Origin of the sequence: Lacibacter sp. H375, assembly GCF_037892425.1 — a bacterium.
GTDB lineage: Bacteria > Bacteroidota > Bacteroidia > Chitinophagales > Chitinophagaceae > Lacibacter.
Map to the genome: position 1 here is coordinate 3406769 of NZ_JBBKTT010000001.1, position 24382 is coordinate 3431150.

The window sequence follows — 24382 nt, forward strand, 5'->3', positions numbered from 1 at the left end:
ATGAAGCGAACCTTTTTATTTGTAACAATTTTATTTTTTGCGATATCAACCTTCGGGCAGACAATTAAAAATAGGAATAGCCAAATAAATAGGGTTTAGTAAGCTTACGCACTTTTTTTAATCCCATTGAAATAAGCAGGGTTGGGCGGAACTTAAATGAAAGAGTGATTCAGAAAATCTCAAGGATTTGAAACCATTCTAAAAAAAACAAAACAAATAAATCAAGTGATATGATAAGAAAACTCTTTTTTGGAATCATCTTTTCCTCAATAAATTTTCTTTTCGCACAAAATATTCCTGATTGGGAAAATCCTGATGTTAATGGCATAAACAAAGAAAAGCCGCATGCTTATACTTTTTTGTATGAACAGAAAGCAAATAATCCCGCTGTTCGGTCACTTAACGGTATGTGGAAGTTTAAATGGTCACCCGATCCGCAGTCAAGAACGGTAGATTTTTATACGGAGAAATATTCAACAGAAAATTGGACGCACATCCTGGTTCCTGGAAACTGGGAAATGCAGGGATTTGGAACACCCATTTATACCAACGTTACTTATCCATTCAAAAAAGATCCTCCAAAAGTTACAAGCGAACCGGAAAAACATTTTACAAGCTTTCTTGAGCGAAATCCTGTTGGCAGTTATTGCACAACCTTTACCATTCCTGAAAACTGGAACAATAAACAAGTATTCATAAACTTTGGCGGTGTACTATCGGCAATGTATGTATGGGTGAACGGACAAAAAGTTGGGTACAGCGAAAACTCCATGTCGCCTGCCGAGTTTGATATAACAAAATACATTCGTAAAGGTGAAAACAAACTTGCAGTTGAAGTTTATCGTTGGTGCGATGGCAGCTACCTGGAAGACCAGGATATCTGGCGATTGAGTGGCATTTTCAGAGACGTAGATTTAATTGCACGGCCAAAAACTTTTATCAGTGATTTTTTTGTGAACGCTGTTCCGGATAATTCCTTTACCAACGCTGACATTTCCATTGACATTAGTATTGATAACCGTTCCGTTCAAAACGTTTCAGGATTGTACGTGGATGGAGAAGTATCAGGTTTCACATCACAAGGTGATCGGGTTGATCTTTCATTTATCAGAAAAATACCCGTGCTCCAAAAATTAAATCAGGCGTCAATCCAATTAAAATCGTTGATAAAACATCCCAGGCTTTGGAGTGCCGAAACACCGGAGTTATATCATTTTATTCTGAAACTAAAAAACAATAAGAACGAGATTGTTGACAAAGCCGAATGTTATTTCGGTGTTCGTAAAATTGAAGTAAGAGAAGATGTATTTTATATCAATGGCAAAGCTGTTAAACTCAAAGGAGTGAACCGCCACGAACAACACCCACGTACCGGAAGGCATGTGAGCCGCAATACAATGATTCGTGATCTGGAACTGATGAAGCAGGCAAATATCAATATGATACGCACCAGTCATTATCCCGATGAACCATTGTTTTATGAGCTTTGTGACAAGTATGGTTTTTATGTAATGGACGAAGCAAACCAGGAATCGCATGGTTTTGGAATTGGCAATAAAGAGATGGGCGATGACCCGATATGGAAAAAATCGCATATGGAAAGAGCTGTTTCATTGGTACAACGGGATAAAAATCATCCCTGTGTTATTTTCTGGTCTTTAGGAAATGAAGGAGGCAAAGGACAGAATTTAATAGCTATGGCTGAGGCCATAAAAAAACTGGACACAAGCCGGGTAATTTATTCTGATTCACACCGTGATGTTGCAGGAATTTATGATGAAGGATACCTGCATCCTGATGATCTGAAAAACTTAGGCGAAAAAATAAAAAACAAGCCGGTATTTATGCGTGAATACGCACATGTAATGGGTAACTCCGGTGGAAACCTGCAGGAATACTGGGATGTAATTTATGCCGATTCAAGTCTTACTGGCGCTGCTATTTGGGAATGGGCAGACGGGGGGCTTGCAAAAAAGAGGGATGGCTCCCCTTTGAAACTTACCGGACATCCGGATGATTATGAGTTGAAAGATGATGAGTTTTTGTCTTACGGCGGTGATTTTGGCGATCAACCAAACGAAGGGAATTTTTGTGTGAGAGGATTGGTTTCAGCCAATAGAAAACCATATCCTCACTACTACGAAGTGCAGAAAGTTTACCAGCCGGTTATATTTCAACTGTTGAAAGATAAGAACACAATCAAGGTTACAAATCATTTTGATTTTCTTCCGCTTGGCAATTTCGATTTTGAATATGAATACACATCGAATGGCAAATCGTTACAAAAGGGAACGGTGCATTGCGGCAACATTTTGCCAGGCATGTCTTCAAACATCACGGTTCCTTCATTGCAAACAACAGACACTGCTTCCTCAGAAATTTTTCTGAATACTTATGCAAAACTAAAGACTGCAACGCTGTGGGCTGAAGAAGGTTTTTGTATTGCACGTGAGCAATTCCTTATTAAACCATATATGTGGGCAAAGCTGTTGACGGTAGAAAAACAAGTAGTAGTTACTGAATCATTATCACAAATAGAATTAAAGACAGAAAAAATGTCTTTTACACTAGACAGAAAAAATGGTTCATTAGTAAGTTGGAAAGTTAATGAACAGGAATTGTTGAAAGGGAAACTTGAACCTTATTTCTGGAAAACAGCAAACGATAATCAAAAACAAAGTGGCTTCGTGAAAGAGTTAGGTAAATGGAAAAAAGCAGCAGAAAATGCGGTGGTTAAAAATGTTAATGTATCAAGGCAAGGCAATTTGGTAACTGTTAAGTTTGATATGAATTTACCAACTATCGGTGCCAACTATACGCTGAGTTACCAATTGAACGGTGAAGGAAAACTACAGATTGAAGCGACATACAAACCGTTGAGCGATACCATTCCGCTGATTCCTAAATTTGGCATGAGAGTTCGTATTCCGGAAAGTTATAGCAGAATTGATTGGTATGGTCGTGGCCCATACGAAAATTACCCCGACAGGAAAACTGCTTCTTTAATAGGATTATACAATTCTTCATTAACTAATTTCATTACAGCATATCCGGCACCGCAAGACAATTCTAACCGTTGCGATGTTCGTTGGGTTTCTTTAAGTACCCAAAACAATAACAACATTAAAATAACAGGTTTGCAGCCCCTCAATTTCAGAGCATGGCCTTATACAGAAGATGATTTGGAAAACGCAACGCATGACTACCAGCTTCCCAAACGTGATTTTATTAACCTGAATATTGATTTGAATATTCACGGAGTTGGCGGCGATGATACATGGGGGGCGAAAACAATGGACAAGTATACCAACGCTGGTAATAAAGCCTATTACTTTGGTTTTATTATGGAATATAGCGGGAAATTATAGATTACGATAAATGATCCGACAGAAGTAATAAAATTGTGTATCTTAATTCAAATAAAAAAAATTACTGCGAAGTGCGTAACGATTCCATCGGCTATAGTTATTTTGAGATCAGAATAAAATATACCGATTTATTATTAGTCGGCTGATTCCTGGCATTGAACTAAATTGAATTCTGTTTAAACAAGTCAGATATGATGATCCGCAATTTTTTTATGGAATTATTCTTTCTTTTTTCTGCCGGCATCGGTTAACACATTTGCACAATGGTCATTTCACCTGTTGAAAAAATATTCAATGATATTGCGTTGTAAAAAAATCGAAACACATTATTATTAAATGGTAAAGCAACGTTTGATTAAAAAATCGGAGGAAATCTTACGGTCAAATCAACAAGTTTTAGCGTACTTTATACATCAACTCGTTTTGTTTTTTGTATTCACCCGGCGTAAGACTGGTAACTTTTTTAAAAATTTTTGCAAAATAAGGGACATTTTCAAATCCGGTTTCTGCAGCTATTTCATTAAAGGATAAACTTGTAGTTGCAATTAAATATTGAGCCCGTTCAATTCGCTTCTCATGTATATAATTCAACGGTCTTTCGCCTGTAGATTGTAAAAATAATCTTGAAAAATAATCGTGCTGCAGATTTGCTCTTTTAGCCAGGTCAGCTACAGTTATATTCTTTTTCAGGTTTAACTGTATATGCCTCATTGCATCAAGGATCTTTGATGGTATCGGATTAGAATTGCTGGACTTAAAATGGTCAGAACTTAAGAAACGGGAAATAAGCTGCAGCATGATCCCTTGTGTTTCATAGTAAATTGAATCGCTGACGTTGTTGTTAAGATCCTGGTAGCTTTTGTAATACGCATTTTTTTCATAATCTTTTGGGTTGTCGGAACGGTTAATACCTCTGCCTGGATTTATTTCCAGCAACCTTTTGAAGTTTATAATGTCTGTTTTACTTGCAGGTGATTTAATAATTTTTCTGTTGTACTCAAAAATTGAAATACCCTCTGCAGACTCTTCAAAAAAATGAAGAAAGTACTGGCTTAAATAATCGTTACAGCGTAAATGGCAAGACGTAAAGCTTGGGATAATGTATAAATAGCCTTTTTCCAGTTTAAGCTTTTCCTGTCTGCTTGAAATAAATCCTTCTCCATCATCAATATAATAAATCCGAAAATAGGGACTGATCACATTGGCATAGTTCCACTGTTCATTCAGCTTAACATAGTTCACATGCAGCAGTGAAAAATTATGTCTCAGTAGTCTTTTGCTCATCAGCAAGTTATTTAAAACTTGAAAAAAGTCGGATTTGTATAAAACAAAGTCTTATTCATGGAATGATCGGATGAAAGATAGGGAATAGATTTGTTATTGAGATATTCAGATCATACATCATACACTTGCCATAGTTATGAATACAGCACTTCCTCAAAGCGCAACAACAGTAGCAGCTTCTAAAACAGGCTTTGCGTTCATTTTAGTTACCTCTTTATTTTTTTTAGAGCGCTTTTCAAACAACCTGGGCCTGTTCCCGATTATTCAACATAATAAAGTCGATCTATAAATTTAATAGGATGGTCATAAAAGAGCATACAAAAAAAGACGATACAGCTACTCCTGTTCTGCCGCCAGTAATTTTTGGAACAAGTGGGCTTGGAAATTTATTTGTTGTACTCACGGAGGAGGAGAAGCTGGATATTATTAAAGAATGTATCCGACTTTCTAACGGAAAAGTCGTTTTTGATTCTGCTGGCAAGTATGGCGCCGGGCTTGCTCTTGAAACACTTGGTAAATTATTAAAGCAGTTAAATATTCGTACGGAAGATGTTATCATAAGTAATAAGCTTGGATGGCTACGTACAGAATTAAAGACACCCGAACCTACGTTTGAACCAGGTGTGTGGAAAGATTTGAAACATGACTGTATACAAAAGATCAGTTACGACGGCATCATAGAATGTTTCGAACAAGGCAATGAACTGCTGAATGGATATATTCCTCAAATGGTTTCGGTGCATGATCCTGATGAATATATGGCGGCAGCAAAAGGCTATCCTCAATCCGAAAAATTATATGGGGATATTCTCGATGCATACGAAGCATTGTATGATCTGAAGAAAGAAGGAAAAGTTCAGTCTGTTGGTGTAGGTGCAAAAGACTGGAAAATAATAAGACGAATTGCGGGAGATGTTGAATTAGATTGGATCATGATTGCCAACAGCATGACCATTAAAAGACACCCTAAAGAACTTTTGGATTTCATCGAGGAGATGAATAGCAAGGGTGTTTATGTTATTAATTCCGCTGTGTTTCATTCAGGCTTTTTGGTTGGCAGCAACTATTTCGATTACCAATTGATAAAACGGGGTATTGTTGCATATAATGCATTGCTGAAATGGAGAGAAGATTTTTTTTACACATGCCAACAATTCAATGTAAAGCCTGCGGAGGCCTGTGTTCAGTTTGCGTATAATGTTCCCGGAGTAAAAAGTATCGCATTAAATACCACTCATGCAAATCGTGTCAAATCAAATCTGAAAATGGTGGACGCACATATTCCAGTGGAATTTTGGAAAGAATTAAAGAACAAAAACTTAATTGAAGTGGATTTTATTTCCTGGCTTCAACAATCAATTCAGAAGTGAATAAATAGAACAAAAATGAAAACATTAGTTTGTACAACCCCCGGGGAGTTTGACTATGCAGTCGGCGAACGGCCTGAATTAAAATCAGGGGAAGCCATAATAAAGATCAAACGAATTGGAATTTGCGGAACCGATCTGCATGCGTTTGAAGGAACGCAACCTTATTTTGAATACCCACGTATTTTAGGACACGAGATTTCAGGCGAATTGATTGCAGTTGATGATGCTCCTGGTTTTGAAATTGGTGAAGCGGTCACATTTATTCCTTATTTCTATTGTGGAAAATGCATTGCATGCCGAAATGGAAAACAAAATGCTTGTGTGAATATTAAAGTGTGTGGTGTTCATCAGCATGGAGGCATGGTTGAATATCTTTCGGTTCCTTCTTATTCTTTAATTCATGGTGAAGGATTAAGCTTCGACGAACTGGCGCTTGTGGAACCGTTGGCCATTGGAGCACATGGAGTGAGGAGAGCGGGAGTAACAAAAAATGAATTTGTTTTGATCATAGGTGCAGGGCCAATAGGATTGGGAACAATTGAGTTTGCACGCATAGCAGGAGGAAAAGTTATTGTTCTCGATATCAATAACAACCGGTTGAAGTTTTGCAAAGAGAAATTACATGTTGAGCACACGATCAATGCGCTGGAGGCAGATGTTGCGGAGCAGTTAATGAAAATTACCATGGGCGATATGCCAACAGTTGTTATTGACGCCACTGGAAATTTAAACGCTATTAATACTGCGTTTCAATATATGGCACATGGCGCACGATTTGTTTTAATTGGATTGCAGAAAGGAAAAATTTCTTTTAGTCATCCTGAATTTCATAAACGGGAAGCAACGCTAATGAGCAGCAGGAATGCCACACGGGAAGATTTTGAACATGTCATTTCCTGTATGAAACGGAAAGAAGTAGATCCAACTACATATATCACACATCGTGTAGTATTTGAACAAGTGAAAGAGGAATTTGAAGGATGGCTTAACCCGGCTAAAGCTGTCATAAAAGCAATGGTGGAAATGAGCTAATAAGGTTTCATCAATAAAAAAAGTGAACACACTGAAACAATGCAAATACCATTGTTGAGGCCAATGAAATAAACTAATAAATAATTGCAGAGGTGTTTTAAAAACAAATAAAGTAACAAATGAAGCTGTTAATCCTTTTTCTTTTTTGCTTGTCAACCTCACTGGCTGCTTTCGCAAAAGAGATTTTATCTCCGGATAAGAATATTAAGATCGTGGTTAGTGCGCTAAAGTCATCAGTGAACAAACCTGGTTACACGGTATATTTTAAAGTACTGTATAAAAAAGGTTCGGCATATGTAGAAGTAATGAAAAATTCCGTTTTAGGAATTTCCCGGAAAGATCAATCATTTACCGATAATCTAAGGTTGGTGGGAGAGTCTAAAATAACTCAAGTGCACGATCAATATAAAATGATTTGCGGTAAACGTAACCTATGTGAGAATTTTGGCAGGGAAAAAACCTTTAGTTACAAAAATGCAAACGATCAATCTTTAGATATTGTTTTCAGAGTTTATAATGATGGTATTACATTCCGGTATATTTTCCCCAACCGGTCCGATTCAGCTGTAAGTATCATTAGTGAAGCCACAACTTATAATTTGCCAGAGAGCACACACCGTTGGATGCAGCCTTATTCTGTTGCGTATGAAGATTTTTTTCCGCTTAGTAAAAATGGTTTGAGCATAAACAAAGAACAGGAGTGGGGGTTTCCTGCGTTATTTAAAATTAAGAACGAACCTGTTTATGCATTAATTTCCGAAGCCGATGTTTCTGAAAACAATTGTGCAGCAAAATTATCTAACCTCAAAAATGCCAATGCATATCATGTAAAATATCCTTCGTTAGGTAACAATACAAATGAAACCGGAGTTACTGCAATATTGCCATGGACTTCGCAGTGGCATACACTCATGGTTGGGAAATTGTCAGCTATTGTTGAATCAACTCTGATCACAGATGTGAGCCAGCCAAACCAATTAAAAGAAACTGATTGGATAAAGCCGGGTGCAGTATCATGGGTCTATTGGGCAAACAATCATGGTTCGAAGGATTATAAAAAAGTTGTTGAGTATGTGCAGCTCGCATCAGAAATGAACTGGCCATATGTACTCATTGATTGGGAATGGGATGTAATGGGAAACGGTGGCAATATTTTGGATGCCGTTAACTACGCAAAAAGCAAAGGCATTAAACCTTTGATGTGGTATAATTCCGGTACAGCCTGGCTCGATCCCACACCGAACGATCGCTTACAGACAGCAGAAAAACGTGTTAAAGAATTTTCGTGGCTCAATAAAATTGGGGTATTCGGAATCAAGGTGGACTTTTTTGCAGGTGATCAGCAAGATATGATGAACTATTACATTGATATTTTGAAAGATGCGGCAAAATATCATCTGTTGGTGAATTTTCATGGAGCCACAATTCCCAGGGGGTGGGCACGTACCTATCCCAACCTGATGACAACAGAGGCGGTGTACGGTGCAGAATGGTACAACAATACACAGGTATTGACAGATAAAGCAGCGGCTCATAATGCTACGCTTCCCTTTACACGCAATGTGATTGGTTCTATGGATTACACGCCGGTTACTTTTTCAAATTCACAACATCCGCATATTACATCTTATGCTCATGAGCTGGCCTTGTCTGTTGTCTTTGAATCGGGGCTTCAGCACTTCGCCGACAGACCTTCAGCATTTCACTTGTTACCAACAGAACCAAAAGAATTTTTAAAACAGGTGCCGGTTAGCTGGGATGATACAAAACTAATCGATGGTTATCCGGGAGAAAAGGTCATTATTGCCCGCAGGAAAGGAAGCAAATGGTATATCGGCGGATTGAACGGGCAGGATCAAACACAGACCTTAATAGTAAAGTTCGATTTTCTTGATAAACGGAATTATAATTTTCAACTTATCAAAGACGGGAAGGATAATAAATCTTTTTCTTCTGAAACGATAAAAATTAAAAAAGGGGACAATGTGAAAATTGAATGTCTTCCAAGAGGAGGGTTTGTTGCTGTCCTGGAAGTTCAAAATAACAAAGACAATTAAATGATTAAACCATATAAAATGAAAAGATACTGTTTGGCTGTTGACTTAATAGATAATCCGGATTTGATTGCCGAATATGAAAACTGGCACAAAAGAGAAAACGTATGGCCGGCGATCATGAAAAGTATTACTGATTCAGGTATCAGTAACATGGAAATTTACCGAACGGGAAACAGGTTGTTCATGATCATGGAAACATATGATGATTTCAGTTTCGAACGCAAAGCAGCTATGGATAATGGTAGCCCCAAGGTGCAGGAATGGGAGCAATTAATGTGGAAATTTCAACAACCATTGTCATGGGCAAAAAAAGGCGAGAAGTGGATTTTGATGGATAAAATTTTTCAATTGTAATTGCCTCATTAATATTATTAATAAGTAATTAAACAACTTACAAAATGAAACGCAGAACATTAATTAAAGGGATGGCAGCAGCATTACCTTCAATGTGGTTATCCAGTGCATTGGGCAATGATTTTTTGCAAGCAGAGTATTTAAGTGAAGCAATTGCAAAAGGACCATTCAAACCAACATGGGAATCCTTGCAGCAATATAAAACACCTGAATGGTTTCGTGATGCAAAGTTTGGCATGTGGGCACATTGGGGGCCACAGTGCCAGCCCGAAGCCGGTGATTGGTATGCAAGAAATATGTACGAAGAAGGATCATGGCAATATAAAATTCATCTACAGAAATATGGTCATCCTTCAAAGTTTGGATTTAAAGATGTGATCAATGAATGGAAAGCTGACAAATGGGATCCGGAAGAATTAGTGAGCTTGTATAAAAATGCTGGTGCAAAATATTTCATGGCAATGGCTAACCACCACGATAATTTTGATTTATACAACAGCAAATACCAAAAGCATTGGAACTCTACCAAGATTGGTCCTAAAAAAGATCTGATTGCGGGTTGGGCGAAGGCAGCAAAAAATAATGGGCTTCCTTTTGGTGTAAGTATTCATGCATCTCATGCATGGATGTGGTATGAGTACGCTCAGCTTGCTGACAAGAAGGGAGAACTGGCTGGTGTGTCTTATGATGGCAAACTCACCAAAGCTGATGGAAAAGGAAAATGGTGGGAAGGTCTTGATCCACAGGAACTGTATGCACAAAATCATGAATTAAGTAAGGGTTATGACTGGGAGTGGAAGAAAGGTGTCATAACTACACCAACAAAAGATTATTGCAATAAGTTTTACAATCGTACAATAGATCTGATAAACAAATACGATCCTGATGTGGTTTATTTTGATGATTCGCAATTACCATTATGGCCTGTTAGTGATGTAGGCTTACGCATTGCTGCTCACGTGTATAATAAAAGCATTAAAGAACACGGAGAACTTCGTGCAGTGATCAATGGAAAAATTTTAGATGAAAATCAACGCAAGGCTATGGTATGGGATATTGAGCGTGGACAAGCCAACGACATTCAACCATTGCCATGGCAAACCGATACCTGCATTGGTGGTTGGCATTATGATCGGGGATTGTATGAACGTAATGGTTACAAAACAGCGGCAACTGTTATTCAAACTTTGGTTGACATTGTTAGCAAGAACGGTAACTTGATGTTGAACATTCCGGTTCGGGGTGATGGCAGTATAGATGAAAAAGAAAGAAAGATTGTTGAAGAAATTGGTGTGTGGATGAAAGTAAATAGTGAAAGTATTTATGGTACAAGACCATGGAAAATATTTGGAGAAGGGCCTGCACAACAAACTTCGGCAAAGCTCGACGGACCAGGATTTAATGAAGGCAAAACAAAACCATTTACGCATGAAGATATTCGTTTTAATGTTAAAGAAAACCAGCTTTATGCCACTGCAATGGGATGGCCGGAAAATGGGAAGCTGCTTATAAAAAGTTTAGCCAGCAATAGTTCATATCATATTCCCGGCATTCAAAGAATTGAACTGTTGGGAATGAATGAGCCATTGTCATTTGAATATACTGAGCAAGGGCTCTCAATAACTCTACCTCAAAAGAACAGCAATCTACCAGCGTACGTTTTCAAAATGACACATAAATAGTTTTTTTTAAAAAAAAGTTGCTTATAACAAGCTATGCGTTAAGGATTTTAAAATCAGGATGTTTCAACGGCAAAAGCTATTTGAGTGAATAAAATCAAATAGATTGGGTGATGATAAATTTATTATAGAAAGTTATTGCGTTCTGTTGTAATTAGATGACATTGAAAATTCAGTAATACAGGCCATTTTGTTACCTTGATGCTCTATTTCAGATAGAAATTGAATGGGATATTAAACTGTGCTGTAAAAATTGCCGGGGGTTAAACTTGACGTGATGCGTTTTATTATTTCGATAATTGTATTCTTACAATCGCTTTCAGTTTTTGCTCAAAGTGAGCAATATAATTTTTATAAACTCGATACTTATACTGGTCTTTCGCATAACCAGGTTACTGCTATACTAAAAGATCAGGATGGGTTCTTATGGTTTGGTACCATGTCGGGACTCAATCGTTATGATGGTTATTCCTGCAGGGTATTTCGTAAAACCTATAATGACAGTTCATCGCTGCCCGATAACAGTGTTGAATCACTCTATGAGCTTCCCGATGGAAAGATTTGGGTATTAACTGGGGGAGGGACTTGTATTTATAATTCCTATACTGAAAAATTCGATCCTGATTATAATAAGTATTTGCAATCTCTTGGTCTTCCATCCGGCGGAATCAGCAAAGTTGTAAAAGGAAACAATGGCCGGTATTGGTTTTTGTATAATAATCAGGACATATTCCTGTATTCAAGCACAGATAAGAAATCAAAACCTTTCAGACAGAATTTCAGCAATCAAAACCTGGAAAAAATCACATCCATTAAAGAAGCGAAAGACGAAAAATTATGGATTGTATATGAGAATGGATTTTTACAGCAGTATGATCTTATATCAAACAAGATCATTTTCAACAGTACCACTTTGCAATATCTGAATAAAGGGATCAATTTATATAATTTGTTTATCGACACCGATGGGGATATTTGGCTGTGGGCTGTCAATACCGGAGCTTTTCTTTTTCAGCCAAAGTTTAATTCAGTCAGGCAGTTTAATGAAAATTCATTCCCGTCAAAATTGAATACAAATCTGGTAACCGAAATTGTACAGGATAACAATGGGTTGATCTGGGTGGCTACTGACCATGGCGGTGTAAACCTCATCAATAAAAAAAATAACTTCAGCACCAGTTACCTGGTAAATGATCTCAAAAACCCACGGAGCCTTAGTCAAAATAGCGTACGAACAATGTATAAGGATGACAACGGAATCATCTGGCTGGGAACTTATAAACAGGGGGTAAATTATTTAAACAGCAACATTGTATTATTTCCGCTTTATCGCCACCAGGAATCGAACGTAAAGAGCCTTCCTTATGATGATGTCAATAAGTTTGTTGAAGACAAGTCAGGTAATCTCTGGATTGGCACCAATGGTGGAGGGTTGATTTTTTTCGACAGGAAGCAAAATACATTCAAACAATACCTGCACGATCCAAACAATAAAAACAGCCTTAGCAATAACGTAATTGTAAGCTTGTGGATAGATCATCAGGATGTTCTCTGGATAGGAACATACTTCGGCGGCCTTAACAGCTTCGATGGAAAGAAGTTCACACACTACCGGCATAGCGACAGTGATTCGTTAAGTTTATCATGTGATAACATCTGGGAAATATTTGAAGACAGGCAAAACAATTTATGGATAGGTACACTTGGTGGTGGGTTAGATCGTTTTGACAAAAAGACAAACAGGTTTGAACACACCCAATATAAAGGAACCCGGGATCCTTTACCATCCAATTACATTTCTTCTATCCTCCAGGATAAGGAGGGCAATTTATGGGTAGGCACCTCTGGCGGATTAACAGTTTTTAAAAAAAATAAAACCGAGACATTTTCTTTTCAGCAAACCAGCGATAAAAGCAGCTTAAGCAATGACAATGTTATCTGTCTTTTAGAAGACAACAAAGGAAGGATTTGGGTAGGAACACGGGAAGGTTTGAATTTGTTTAATGAGCAAACAAAAGGATTTCAAACATTTACTACAGCAGATGGATTGCCAGGTGATATTATTTTGAATATTCTGGAAGATAAACATCACACACTTTGGATTTCCACACCAAACGGATTATGTAATGCTATTCCAAAACAAGATAAAACCGGAATCGCATTTTCTGTTATTACTTATGATGTAACGAACAACCTGCAAAGCCGTGAATTCAACGACAACGCAGCACTTAAAACACGGGCAGGCGAATTGATCTTCGGCGGGCCTTCCGGGTTTAATATTATTAATCCCGATAAAATTCAAAAAACGGCTTATCGCACAAAAATTGTTTTTACGGGTTTGCAGATTTTAAATAACAATGTTGAGCCGGGCGAATTGATCAATAACCGGGTTTTGTTGAAGCAATCTTTATCGCAACTGCAAAGTATTGACCTGAAGTACAAAGAAAATGTATTCACAATTGAATTTGCTTCTCTGGATTTTGGGCACAATGCCGGCAACAAATACGCATACATGCTGAAAGGGTTTAACTCAGACTGGTTGTATGCCGATGGTACGCAGCGAAGAGTAACTTTTACCAATCTCAATCCCGGAAAATATACGCTTAAAGTAAAGGTTTTAAATCATGATGGCGTTTGGAGTGATGAAAAAAGTTTGCAGATCAACATTCACCCACCATTTTGGCGAACCAATATTGCATATATCATTTATGCCTTAATCATTGCCGGATTATTCTGGCTTGCAAGGCGAATTACCATTGACAGAATTCATATGCGCTATGAAGTGCAGCATCAACGTAGAGAGACCGAAAGAGCACATACGCTTGATCAGTTAAAAACTAAATTTTTCACTAATGTTAGCCATGAATTCCGCACACCCTTAAGCCTCATTATTTCCCCACTAGACAAGATCATAAAGCAAACAACAGACGAAGAACAAAAAAAGCAATTGAACCTTGTGCAACGCAACGCAAAACGGTTGCTTAGCCTGGTAAATCAATTGCTCGATTTCAGGAAAATGGAAGTGCAGGAAATAAAATTGCATCCGGCCATTGGTGATATTATCGGGTTTAGCAGAGATATCTGCGACTCGTTTTTAGATATTGCCGAAAAAAAGAATATACAGTTATCATTCTCTTCGGACGTTGAGAGTCTGGAAATTTATTTTGATAAGGATAAGATTGAAAAAATATTATTTAACCTGCTTTCAAATGCTTTTAAATATACACATGATAACGGGATGGTGAGCCTTAACATGACGTATAATCCTCCTGACGGTAATGAAGATGATGGAACGCTGGCAATTGAAATAAAAGATAACGGTATTGGAATTCCTGCAGGTATGGAGGAAAAAATATTTGAACGATTCTTTCAAACAGATGTTCCGGAAAGCATGGTGAACCAGGGAACAGGAATTGGCCTGGCCATTACAAAAGAGTTTGTAAGGTTGCACAACGGTATCATTACTGTAAAAAGTGAACCTGAGCAGGGTACCTGTTTTACAGTTTTACTACCGGCGAAGAAGATTCATCATACTCCGGATCGTACTGCAAATAATCAAGTTCAGGTAGAAGATGTTGAACAGACAATGCCAGAGGAAGGCCAAAGGATCAGCAGAAAAAAAACAATTTTGGTAGTAGAAGACAATGAAGACATCCGCTTCTATTTAAAAGACAATCTAAAAGCACAGTATAAGGTTGAAGAGGCTACTAACGGAAAAGAAGGCTGGGAAAAAATTAAACACCTGAACCCCGACCTTGTAGTAAGCGACATTATGATGCCATTGATGGACGGAGTGGAACTGGCCAGGAGAATTAAAACAGAAACGCTCACCGCCCACATTCCTGTCATTTTACTTACAGCTATGGGCAGCGAAGAGAAACAATTGGAGGGATTAAAAGTGGGTGTGAATGATTATATCACCAAACCATTCACCTTTGAAATACTGGCTTCACGCATCAGGAATTTGCTGGCGCAGCAGGAACTATTGCAGAAAAGATTTCAAAAGCAAATTGAGGTTAACCCGGCTGAAGTAACAATAACATCAGTTGATGAAAAATTCCTGAAACAAGCGCTGGAACTTGTTGAGAAAAATATGGACAAGCCTGAGTTTTCAGTTGAAGATTTCAGCCGTGACATGTTTATGAACCGTGTTACATTGTACCGGAAAATTCTTTCGATTACCGGTAAAACGCCCATTGAATTTATCCGTTCCATTCGTTTGAAAAGGGCAGCTCAGTTGCTCGAAAAAAGCGGCATGTCAATTGCCGAAATTGCATACGAGGTGGGTTTCAATAACCCGAAAAACTTCACAAAAGCTTTTAAAGAAGAATTCAGAATACTCCCTTCGCAATATCTTGCCAATAGAAAAGAAAAAGATGCTTAAAGCTGAAGAACCCTGCTCTGGTTTTCTTGAAAAAGAGTTTTTTATATCATAGCAGTAAATTTTGCTAATTAAAACTGTAAAAATCGTTTGCTCACTCTTTTGTTTCAATAAATATTCTGAAAATCATCCACTTGCAACATTTTGTAACCTAGTCTGCAACATTTGAGCAACCTGTGCTGCTACCCACCTGAGTACTTTTATGCAACGGTTCTAAGTGAAAGATTGCTGTTATGAAAATTCGATTGCTACTGCTACATTTTTTTATCTCTCTCCATTCAAAGCCATGGCTTTGTTTCTCTATTTATTCAACTCATAAGGCAGGGTTATCGATTTTACTTGTGCAAAGTTTACCAGCACAACAACAACAACTGTTGGGGGCCGGGAAAGAGCGTTTGTTAGTAAACAACATAAAAACCTATTTATCCATTCAATAATAAATATGCAAGTATGAACCATTCCAAAACGATTCGCTTAATGTCACTGCTGCTATCGGGATTTTTTTCCGTGTTCCTGGTAAGCACAAATGTGTGCGCACAAACAACAAAAGTTAGTGGCACAATTATCAATCAGCGTACTGCCGAACCTGTGGCAGGAGCAACAGTTACCGTGAAAAACACCAATCGCTCTGCAAGCGCAGATAACGCCGGAAAGTTTACGATTGATGCATCTGCCGGTGAAGTGCTTGTTATTACCTCTGTTGGCTATATTTCTAAAGAAGCAACAGTTGGATCCGGCTCTTTAAGTATTCAACTGCAGGAAACCGACAACAAACTGGAAGAGGTTGTTGTGATTGGTTACGGCACCCAAAAGAAAAAGTTGGTTACTGGTGCTAATTTGCAGGTAAAGGGTGAGGACATTCAAAAGCAAAACACCACCAACGCTTTGCATGCTATGCAAGGCCAGGCGCCAGGTGTGCAAATCACCTCTTCATCAGGACAGCCCGGCTCGGGATTCAATATCGTTATTCGGGGTAAAGGTACCATTGGCAATTTCGGGCCATTGGTTGTGGTTGACGGAGTTCAGGGTGTTAATATAAATTCTATTAATCCTGCCGACATTGAATCCGTTGATGTTTTAAAAGATGCAGCTTCTGCAGCCATTTATGGTTCACAAGCTGCTAATGGTGTAATCCTTATTACAACAAGAACAGGAAGGCAAAATCAAAAAGCACAAATTACGCTGGATGTTTTTTATGGCGTTCAAAACCTTGCATGGAAAGCTCCGCTATTAAATTCAAAGGAGTATGCCATTATCATGAACGAGCAGGCACTCAACTCAGGTAAATCACCATATTTCACCAATGATGAAATTAATAAACTGCCGGTGAGTACCGATTGGCTTGGTCAGATGTTTGCCAATAATGTTCCCACTCAAAACTATGTATTGAGTGTAAATGGTGGCAACGCTGGTTCTGTGTATTCCACATCACTGGGTTATACCGGACAGGGCGGTATTGTAGGTGGCCCGTCTATTTCGAATTACGAACGTTACACATTTAAAATAAACACAGAGCATAAATTGTATCAGGATATTGTGAGACTGGGACAACATCTTACAATAAACAATGTAAACAGTCATGGCATTGCAACAGGAGGCCAATACAGTAACTCACTGCGTTCTGCTTTTTCAACTACGCCTTTTTTGCCAATGTATGATTCAACCGGCAATTTCTTTAGGTCAGATGATAAGCCGTGGAATCCTGGAAAAGTAGGTGATCCCCAGTGGGATAACAGCGTATCCAATCCATACGCTTCAATGGTTTACAATTCTAATAACAGGAACAGTGGCCAGAATCTTTTTGGCGATGCATATTTACAAATTGAACCCATTAAAGGATTGAAACTTCGTACAAGTGTTGGGCTTAATTACTGGAGCAATAAAAGTCATGGTTTCAGACCGGTGTATCAACTTTCCATTTTTGATATGAATGATACATCTACCGTATTCCAGTCAATGGGTAGCGGCAGAACAATTCAGTTTGACAACACATTAAGTTATGATTTCAGGATTGCAAAGAATCACAGTTTTAATGTAATGGCTGGTACCACCGCCATCAATACAAAGGGTTCCAGCCTGTCTGGCTCCAACTGGGATTTACGTGTTGTAGATATGGAACATGCTTATCTTGACGTTGCTCAAAACAGAGCTCCCGAATCAAATCATCTTTCTGCAAGCGGTGCTCCGTTTGAAGATGCGTTGCTTTCTTATTTCGGAAGGGTGCAGTATAACTTCAATGAAAAATATTTATTCTATGCTACTTTCCGTGCCGATGGTTCTTCCAAGTTTGCACCGGATCATCGCTGGGGTTATTTTCCTTCCGTTTCTGCGGGCTGGGTTGCTTCAAGGGAAAATTTTATGCAGAACATTAGCTGGTTAAATTTTCTGAAGCTTCGTGCAAGTTGGGGCCGTGTAGGTAATCAAAGTGTTCCTGCTTACCAGTTCCTGTCGCCTATCAGTTTTAACCAGGCGGGTTATGCATTTGGAAATGCTGAAGGCATTAATACTCCGGGCGCCTATCCCAGTCGCTTAGCTAATCCAAACGTAAAATGGGAAACATCAGAGCAAACAAATATTGGATTTGATGCCACACTGATAAGAGGGTTGAACGTTGCATTTGACTTTTATATTAAAGAAACAAAAGACTGGTTGATAACAGCACCAATTCTTGCCACTGCAGGTGCAGATGCCCCATTGATCAACGGCGGTGATGTAAAAAATACAGGTGTTGAACTGGCTCTTAACTATCGCAATACAATTGGTAGAAACTTCAGTTATTCAGTTGGTGTGAATGGTTCGTATAATAAAAACAAAATCGGCAACATTCCAACCAATGATCATATTATACATGGTAATACCAATGTATTGTTTGCCAACTCGCTTGAGTTTTACAGGGCACAAAACGGTTTGCCTGTTGGTTATTTCTGGGGTTTGAAAACAGCAGGTATTTTCCAAACGGAAGCAGAGGTTCTTTCGTATAAAAACAAAAGTGGTAAAGTTATTCAGCCCGAAGCTAAACCCGGTGATTTGCGTTATGCTGATTTGAATGATGATGGTGTAATTGACAACAATGACAGAACAATGATTGGCAATCCCAATCCTGATCTTGTTTTTGGTTTCAATGTATCACTTGAATATAAAGGCTTTGATCTTATGGTGCAAGGATCGGGTGTAGCTGGTAATGAATTGGTGAAATCATGGAGAGGTCCCGGAGGCCGTGGTAATTACACTGCTGAAATTTTAGATCGCTGGACTGGGCCCGGCACATCAAACAAAATTCCAAGAGTAACAGAAGAAGGAGCTAACTGGGCACAGTTCTCTGACCTGTACATTTACGATGGCAGTTTCGTACGCATCAACACCATTACATTAGGTTATGATTTAGCACACATCGTAAAGAAAAATTATCTGAGTAAAGTAAGAATATACGCTTCTGTATTAAATGCTTTCACTTTCACAAAGTATAACGGACTGGATCCTGAAGTTGGGCACAATGAAGGTTTTTCTACAGGAGTAGATGTGGGATATTACCCAAGACCAAGAACAATGATGGTTGGCGCAAATATTCGTTTTTAATTAAACAACAAAATGAAAATGAAACGAAGTATGATAAAATTTTCATCTGTAAAATGAAATGCAATGAAAATTTTATCATGCGAAGTTCCATCTGACAAACAATAAAATAAAAAATTATTCAGATGAAAAAACTAAAATTATATATACCCGTCATCGCTTTGTTATCGTTGACGGCCTGCAAAAAAAGTTTTCTGGATACAGAAGATGTAACAAGTGCTACTGAACAGAATTTTTATAAAACACAATCGGATGCATTTAAAGCATTAGTGGGAGTGTATGATGGATTGCAACGTTCCGGTTCATCTGGTTTTGGATTGGCTGTTGTTGCCACGGAAGTTATGTCCGATAATGCATTCGGCGCCAGCGGCAATGCAGATGGATTTGGCATCCAGATGATGGATGAGTTTGATAAGCTCCGTTCACCTTCTGACCAGGACATGTTTGGTGATAACTGGAGTGTTTATTACAAGGCTATTTATCGTGCTAATATGTTGCTGAAAAATCTTGGCCAGGTGGATTGGAAAGGCAACGATAATTTGCGTAAGCAATATGAATCAGAAGCAAGGTTTATACGTGCTTATCTTTATTTTGATATGGTAAGGTTTTGGGGCAATATACCATTGCTTACAGCACCAACTACCGAAAATGTAGCACAGGCAAAACCAGATGACGTTTATAAGCAAATCGCTGAAGATTTAAAATTTGCTGTTGCCAATCTTCCCGCCACCAGTTATACTGCGCAGGCTCCTGCAACTTTTGGAAGGGTTACAAAATGGGCAGCCCAAGCATTGATTGGCCGTGTCTTTTTATATTATACCGGTTATTATGGTAAACCCGATCTGGTGGGCGTTGTGTCTAAAACCGAAGCATTAGCTGCCCTTGAAGATGTAATTAGTAACGGAGGTTTTGGTCTTGTTGAAAACTTCGCCAACCTGTGGCCAGCCGCATCGCTTAATAATTATGTTGGCGAGAATAATAAGGAAACTGTTTTTAGTATCCGTTATACCTATACCAGCGATTGGAATGGCAATGTTGATGGCAATCATTGGATGGTAATGATGGGCATACGTGTCCAGTCTATTTACCCTTATGGACTTGGTTGGGGAGCTGGAACTGTAAATCCAAAACTTTGGAATGCATATAGTGTAAATGATACAAGGCGAAATGCATCTATTATTTCAATTGACGGAGAAAGCCTCGATTTCAAAAACAAAAAAGATCAAAGGGAGTACACAGGATACTATACAAAAAAGTACACCCCAATGGCCGATGCGGCAGGTGCAAGTCTTGCTGAGAAAATGGGTGGTGTAAGTTTTATGATCAGCCAGTACCAGGATTTTGTATCCATCCGCTATGCAGATGTTTTATTGATGGCTGCCGAATTAGGATCACCAAATGCTCAGCAATATTTTGATGATGTACGTAAAAGAGCTTACGGCACCAACTTTGCCCAAACGCCCGTAAACCAGGCAAATATTATAAATGAAAGAAGATTTGAGTTTGCAGGAGAAGGAGTTCGTTACTGGGATTTGCTTCGTCAGGGTATAAATGTAGCTGCATCAACCATTGCTGAAACAGTAACCCTCGAAAATGGTGGCGTGGCTACGGTGAAGACAATTTCAGCATCAAAGATCATTGAAACAAAAGGGTTGTCTCAAATTCCTTATTCACAAATCACTTTGTCTAATGGCGTATTGAAACAAAACGCCGGATGGTAATTGTTTTAATTAATTAAAAATTAGTAAACATGAAATGATCCATTAAAATTTTGGAGCAAATTGATGCAAACAGCGATGAAATTTTTGTGGCGAATTCCATTTGGCCAAAAACCAATAAAAAATATACAAATGAAAAAGTTAAGTCACTCCATAATAGTAGTTTGCGGATTAATCATCCTGCTTTCGGGATGCAGGCCCGAAAAGATAGAACTTGGGCCGGCTTTAGATAAAACGGCATTGAAATTTACAGTTAGTCCAAGCGCTAATAACCCCAATGACATCGTTCTTAAAAGCCTTACTCCTAATGCCACCCCTTATTGGGTATCGCCATCAGGAAATTCGATTAGGATAACTGATACTGTAAACATTCCATTCCCGGGTACTTATACCATTAAATACGCTGTACAAAGTCGTGGAGGTCTTGTATATGCAGATCCTGTAACTATAACGATCAATTCGATCGATCAGAATACGGTGAGTCAGCCTATGTGGGTTGCACTAACAGGTGGATTGGGGAAATCAAAAACATGGGTACTGGATCTTGATGCAGCCGCTAAAAGCAAATATTTTGACGGGCCGTTTTACTTTGGTGGTACAGGATGGGAATGGGCTCCTAAATTTAGCGATATACCCTGGGCTGGAGTTTCAGCAGGCGATTATGGTACCATGACTTTTGATTTGATGGGTAATGCAAATTTCAGCTCCGATAATAAAATGTTTCCCGACTTATCTGGAACAGGCACATTCATGCTGTACACGAATACAAATGAGTTGCAAACAATCGGCGCCCAGGTATTACACGACAAAGCACAAGGTGGCCAGGTTGCAAACTGGAATGCAAAAATGCTGATCAAAACACTTACCGACAGTACAATGCAACTCATCGCTAAAAAAGATGCGAATAACTGGCTCATCTATAATTATACAACAAAGCATTATTACGATACGCATTAGAGCTATTTAAGAATTTTACACTGTTGTCATAGCCTTGGCTATGACAACAGTGTAAAATGTGTTTCGCTGGTGAATGGAAATAGCGATATCTATTACCGCACCTAAAATTTATAAGTTTCTCATATAGCAGCCATCGATGGCCTGTGAGTGTTAACGGAAGTTAAATCATCTTACAGGCCGTATTTTCTCACCGTAGGTGGTTTATGATCATCAAACCGGTGTGGCAAATAAATCGTACACGGGTCTATTTCTATAGTGCCCGTCATTTTTTGCTTTTTATGTCGATCATTAATTTCTGTAGAAGCGCACAACATGAAATGGCAATTTTTAAATAATTGAAATAACTGTCTATGCAAAAAAATAATTCAACGGGCTATTGGCATAGCAATTATAGGTAACCTGTGGGGCGGTTGGTGAAAGCCAGATCGTCCTGCAGGTCTTTTTGCACGCATCGGCTCACAATAATTAGGTTGGGCACAATGAGAAATTATAAAATAGAACAATTGAAAAAAAATGTAATTGCAATGGTAGCAATCTTAGTGGTTGCTGTGTTAAATGTAAAATCGCAAGAGCGAAACTCATTCTTTCCTGAAAAAGATTTGATCACAACAGGCATCTATTATTACCCCGAACATTGGAAAGAAAGCCAGTGGGAGCGGGATATAAAGAAGATCGCTGATATGGGTTTTGAATTTGTACACCTCGCTGAATTTGCATGGTATAAAATGGAACCCGAAGAAAGGAAGTTTGAATTTGCATGGCTTGATAAGGTAGTGAACCTTTGCGCAAAGTATCATTTGAAAGTGCTGCTTTGCACACCTTCTGCAACCACTCCGACATGGATGCGTATCAATTATCCTGAAACGTTCAGCATGGATGGTCATTATATCCGTGCTGAAAATGGAACACGGGGATTAGCTTCTATTGTAAATCACAAGTATCGGAGTTACGTTGGCAGAATAGTAACGGAAATGGCTAAACGCTACGGAAGAAATCCAAATGTGATCGGTTGGCAAATAGATAATGAACCAGGTGCTGTTTCTGATTACAGTCCATCGTCGCAGGAAGCATTCAGAACATGGTTAAAAAATAAGTACAAAACCATTGATGCATTAAATGCTGCATGGGGGGCAGCTTTCTGGAGTCAATGGTTCAATAATTTCAACCAGGTAATTATTCCAAATACAAACTTAGTAGGATGGTGGGGTAATAACCCACATGCCCTACTTGATTTTAAAAGATACGCTGCAGATGCGCAGGCCGAACTTCTCGATTTCCAGGCAGGCACATTGAGAAAATACATTTCAAAAGATCAATACATCACCACCAATTATACGGCAGTTTCAACCGGTGCCGATGCAATGCGCACAAAGAAGCTTGATTTCGCAACTTATACTGCTTACCCCAATGGTGGAACTAACAATATTGGAGAGCAGGGATTCAGATTGGGAAATAGTAAAGTGATCTTATTCGCTGCTGATTATTATAAATCGCTGAGTGGTATATCCGGGGTAATGGAAATTCAACCCGGTCCTGTTAATTGGGGAAGTTATAATCCATTACTGCTTCCGGGTACTGTGCGTATGTGGTTGTATCACACGTTTGCTGCCGGTGGAAAAATTGCCTGTTCATATCGCTTCCGTCAAATTACTTATAGTGCGGAGCAATATCATGCAGGTATCATGAAAACTGATGGTATTACGCCTTCACCAGGTGGAGAAGATTATATGCAGTTCATGAAAGAAATAAAGGAGCTACGCAAACAATACAAGCCGGATGTTAGCATGCCTGAAAAATTGACTGCACGATCAACAGCTATTATTTGGAATCTTGAAAACTACTGGACCATTGACAGACAAAAACAGACTTACCAGTGGGACACATGGAATTATCCAATAAAGTTTCTCGAAATAGCAAAATCTTTTGGTGCCCCTGTTGATATAATTTCGGAAAAGGCAGACTTGTCTAAATATAAGTTTGTCATTATTCCTGCTTACGAAATGGTTGATGCTGCTTTGGTAAAAAAATGGAATGAATATGCAGCAAACGGTGGGCATTTAATTATTACTTGTCGCACTGCAACGAAAAATCGCATGGGTCATTTTTGGGAAGCTGAAACTGCTGCACCTATAACAACACTTATTGGAGCCCAGGTGAAAGCTACTGATATGCTTTCCAATTATTCACAAGGTGATATTGTGATGAACTCAACAAATTATAAATGGAACAACTGGGCTGATTTACTAGATCCGGATGAAAACACAGAAACGGTAGCCATTTACAATAACCAGTTTTATAAAGGTAAAGCGGCAGTAACAAAGCATAAAATTGGCAAGGGTACTGTAACATACATTGGTGTGGATACAGATGATTCAAAACTGGAGAGAGATGTGTTGCGTAAAATTTTTACCGATGCAAATGCCAGTGTTGAAAATTATCCAGAGGGTATTTATGTGTATTGGCGTGATGGCTTTTATGTTGCCGTAAATTATTCGTCTGACAACTACACAATGAATATTCCCGGATCAAGTAAAATTTTAATTGGAGAAAAAATATTGAAACCTGCCGATGTACTGGTATGGAGTGAATAGTTATTAAATGGAAAAAAT

13 protein-coding genes are annotated in these 24382 nt (G+C 38.6%); 12 read left to right on the forward strand and 1 reads right to left on the reverse strand.

Going from position 1 to position 24382, the window contains the following annotated elements; all coding sequences use genetic code 11:
* Positions 1–230: 230 nt before the first annotated feature.
* A complete protein-coding gene (locus WG954_RS14745) occupies positions 231–3368 on the forward strand; it encodes a glycoside hydrolase family 2 TIM barrel-domain containing protein (RefSeq protein ID WP_340437432.1) in 3138 nt (1045 codons plus the stop codon).
* Between the two features lie 396 nt (positions 3369–3764).
* On the opposite strand, the gene WG954_RS14750 is transcribed toward WG954_RS14745, so the two are convergent.
* On the reverse strand, positions 3765–4652 hold the full coding sequence (locus WG954_RS14750) for a helix-turn-helix domain-containing protein (protein WP_340437433.1): 888 nt from the start codon (positions 4650–4652) through the stop codon (positions 3765–3767).
* A 136-nt stretch (positions 4653–4788) separates the two neighbouring features.
* Between WG954_RS14750 and WG954_RS14755 the strand changes: the two genes are divergently transcribed.
* The 11 genes from WG954_RS14755 (at position 4789) to WG954_RS14805 (ending at position 24364) form a co-directional block, all read left to right on the forward strand.
* Positions 4789–4941 carry a hypothetical protein gene (locus WG954_RS14755; protein WP_340437434.1) on the forward strand — a complete coding sequence of 51 codons (153 nt, stop codon included), beginning with the start codon at positions 4789–4791 and terminating at the stop codon, positions 4939–4941.
* Between the two features lie 10 nt (positions 4942–4951).
* Entirely contained in the window at positions 4952–6022 is a 1071-nt protein-coding gene (locus tag WG954_RS14760) for an aldo/keto reductase (RefSeq protein ID WP_340437435.1), read from the forward strand.
* Between the two features lie 15 nt (positions 6023–6037).
* Positions 6038–7054, forward strand: coding sequence for a zinc-binding alcohol dehydrogenase family protein (locus tag WG954_RS14765; protein ID WP_340437436.1), 1017 nt, complete (start codon positions 6038–6040; stop codon positions 7052–7054).
* Between the two features lie 119 nt (positions 7055–7173).
* The gene (locus tag WG954_RS14770) at positions 7174–9111 is read left to right on the forward strand and encodes a glycoside hydrolase family 97 protein (RefSeq protein ID WP_340437438.1); all 1938 of its coding nucleotides are present in this window, start codon (positions 7174–7176) and stop codon (positions 9109–9111) included.
* A gap of 18 nt (positions 9112–9129) precedes the next feature.
* A complete protein-coding gene (locus WG954_RS14775) occupies positions 9130–9465 on the forward strand; it encodes an L-rhamnose mutarotase (protein ID WP_340437439.1) in 336 nt (111 codons plus the stop codon).
* 44 nt (positions 9466–9509) lie between these two features.
* On the forward strand, positions 9510–11147 hold the full coding sequence (locus WG954_RS14780; RefSeq protein ID WP_340437440.1) for an alpha-L-fucosidase: 1638 nt from the start codon (positions 9510–9512) through the stop codon (positions 11145–11147).
* A 274-nt stretch (positions 11148–11421) separates the two neighbouring features.
* The gene (locus WG954_RS14785; RefSeq protein ID WP_340437441.1) at positions 11422–15528 is read left to right on the forward strand and encodes a hybrid sensor histidine kinase/response regulator transcription factor; all 4107 of its coding nucleotides are present in this window, start codon (positions 11422–11424) and stop codon (positions 15526–15528) included.
* Positions 15529–16002: 474 nt separating this feature from the next.
* Positions 16003–19101 (forward strand): SusC/RagA family TonB-linked outer membrane protein, encoded by a 3099-nt coding sequence (locus WG954_RS14790; protein WP_340437442.1) that lies wholly within the window; start codon positions 16003–16005, stop codon positions 19099–19101.
* A 122-nt stretch (positions 19102–19223) separates the two neighbouring features.
* A complete protein-coding gene (locus WG954_RS14795) occupies positions 19224–20819 on the forward strand; it encodes a RagB/SusD family nutrient uptake outer membrane protein (RefSeq protein ID WP_340437443.1) in 1596 nt (531 codons plus the stop codon).
* A 129-nt stretch (positions 20820–20948) separates the two neighbouring features.
* The gene (locus WG954_RS14800) at positions 20949–21773 is read left to right on the forward strand and encodes a hypothetical protein (protein WP_340437444.1); all 825 of its coding nucleotides are present in this window, start codon (positions 20949–20951) and stop codon (positions 21771–21773) included.
* A 524-nt stretch (positions 21774–22297) separates the two neighbouring features.
* Positions 22298–24364: a beta-galactosidase gene (locus tag WG954_RS14805; RefSeq protein ID WP_340437445.1), complete on the forward strand. Its 2067-nt coding sequence runs from the start codon at positions 22298–22300 to the stop codon at positions 24362–24364.
* Positions 24365–24382: the final 18 nt, after the last annotated feature.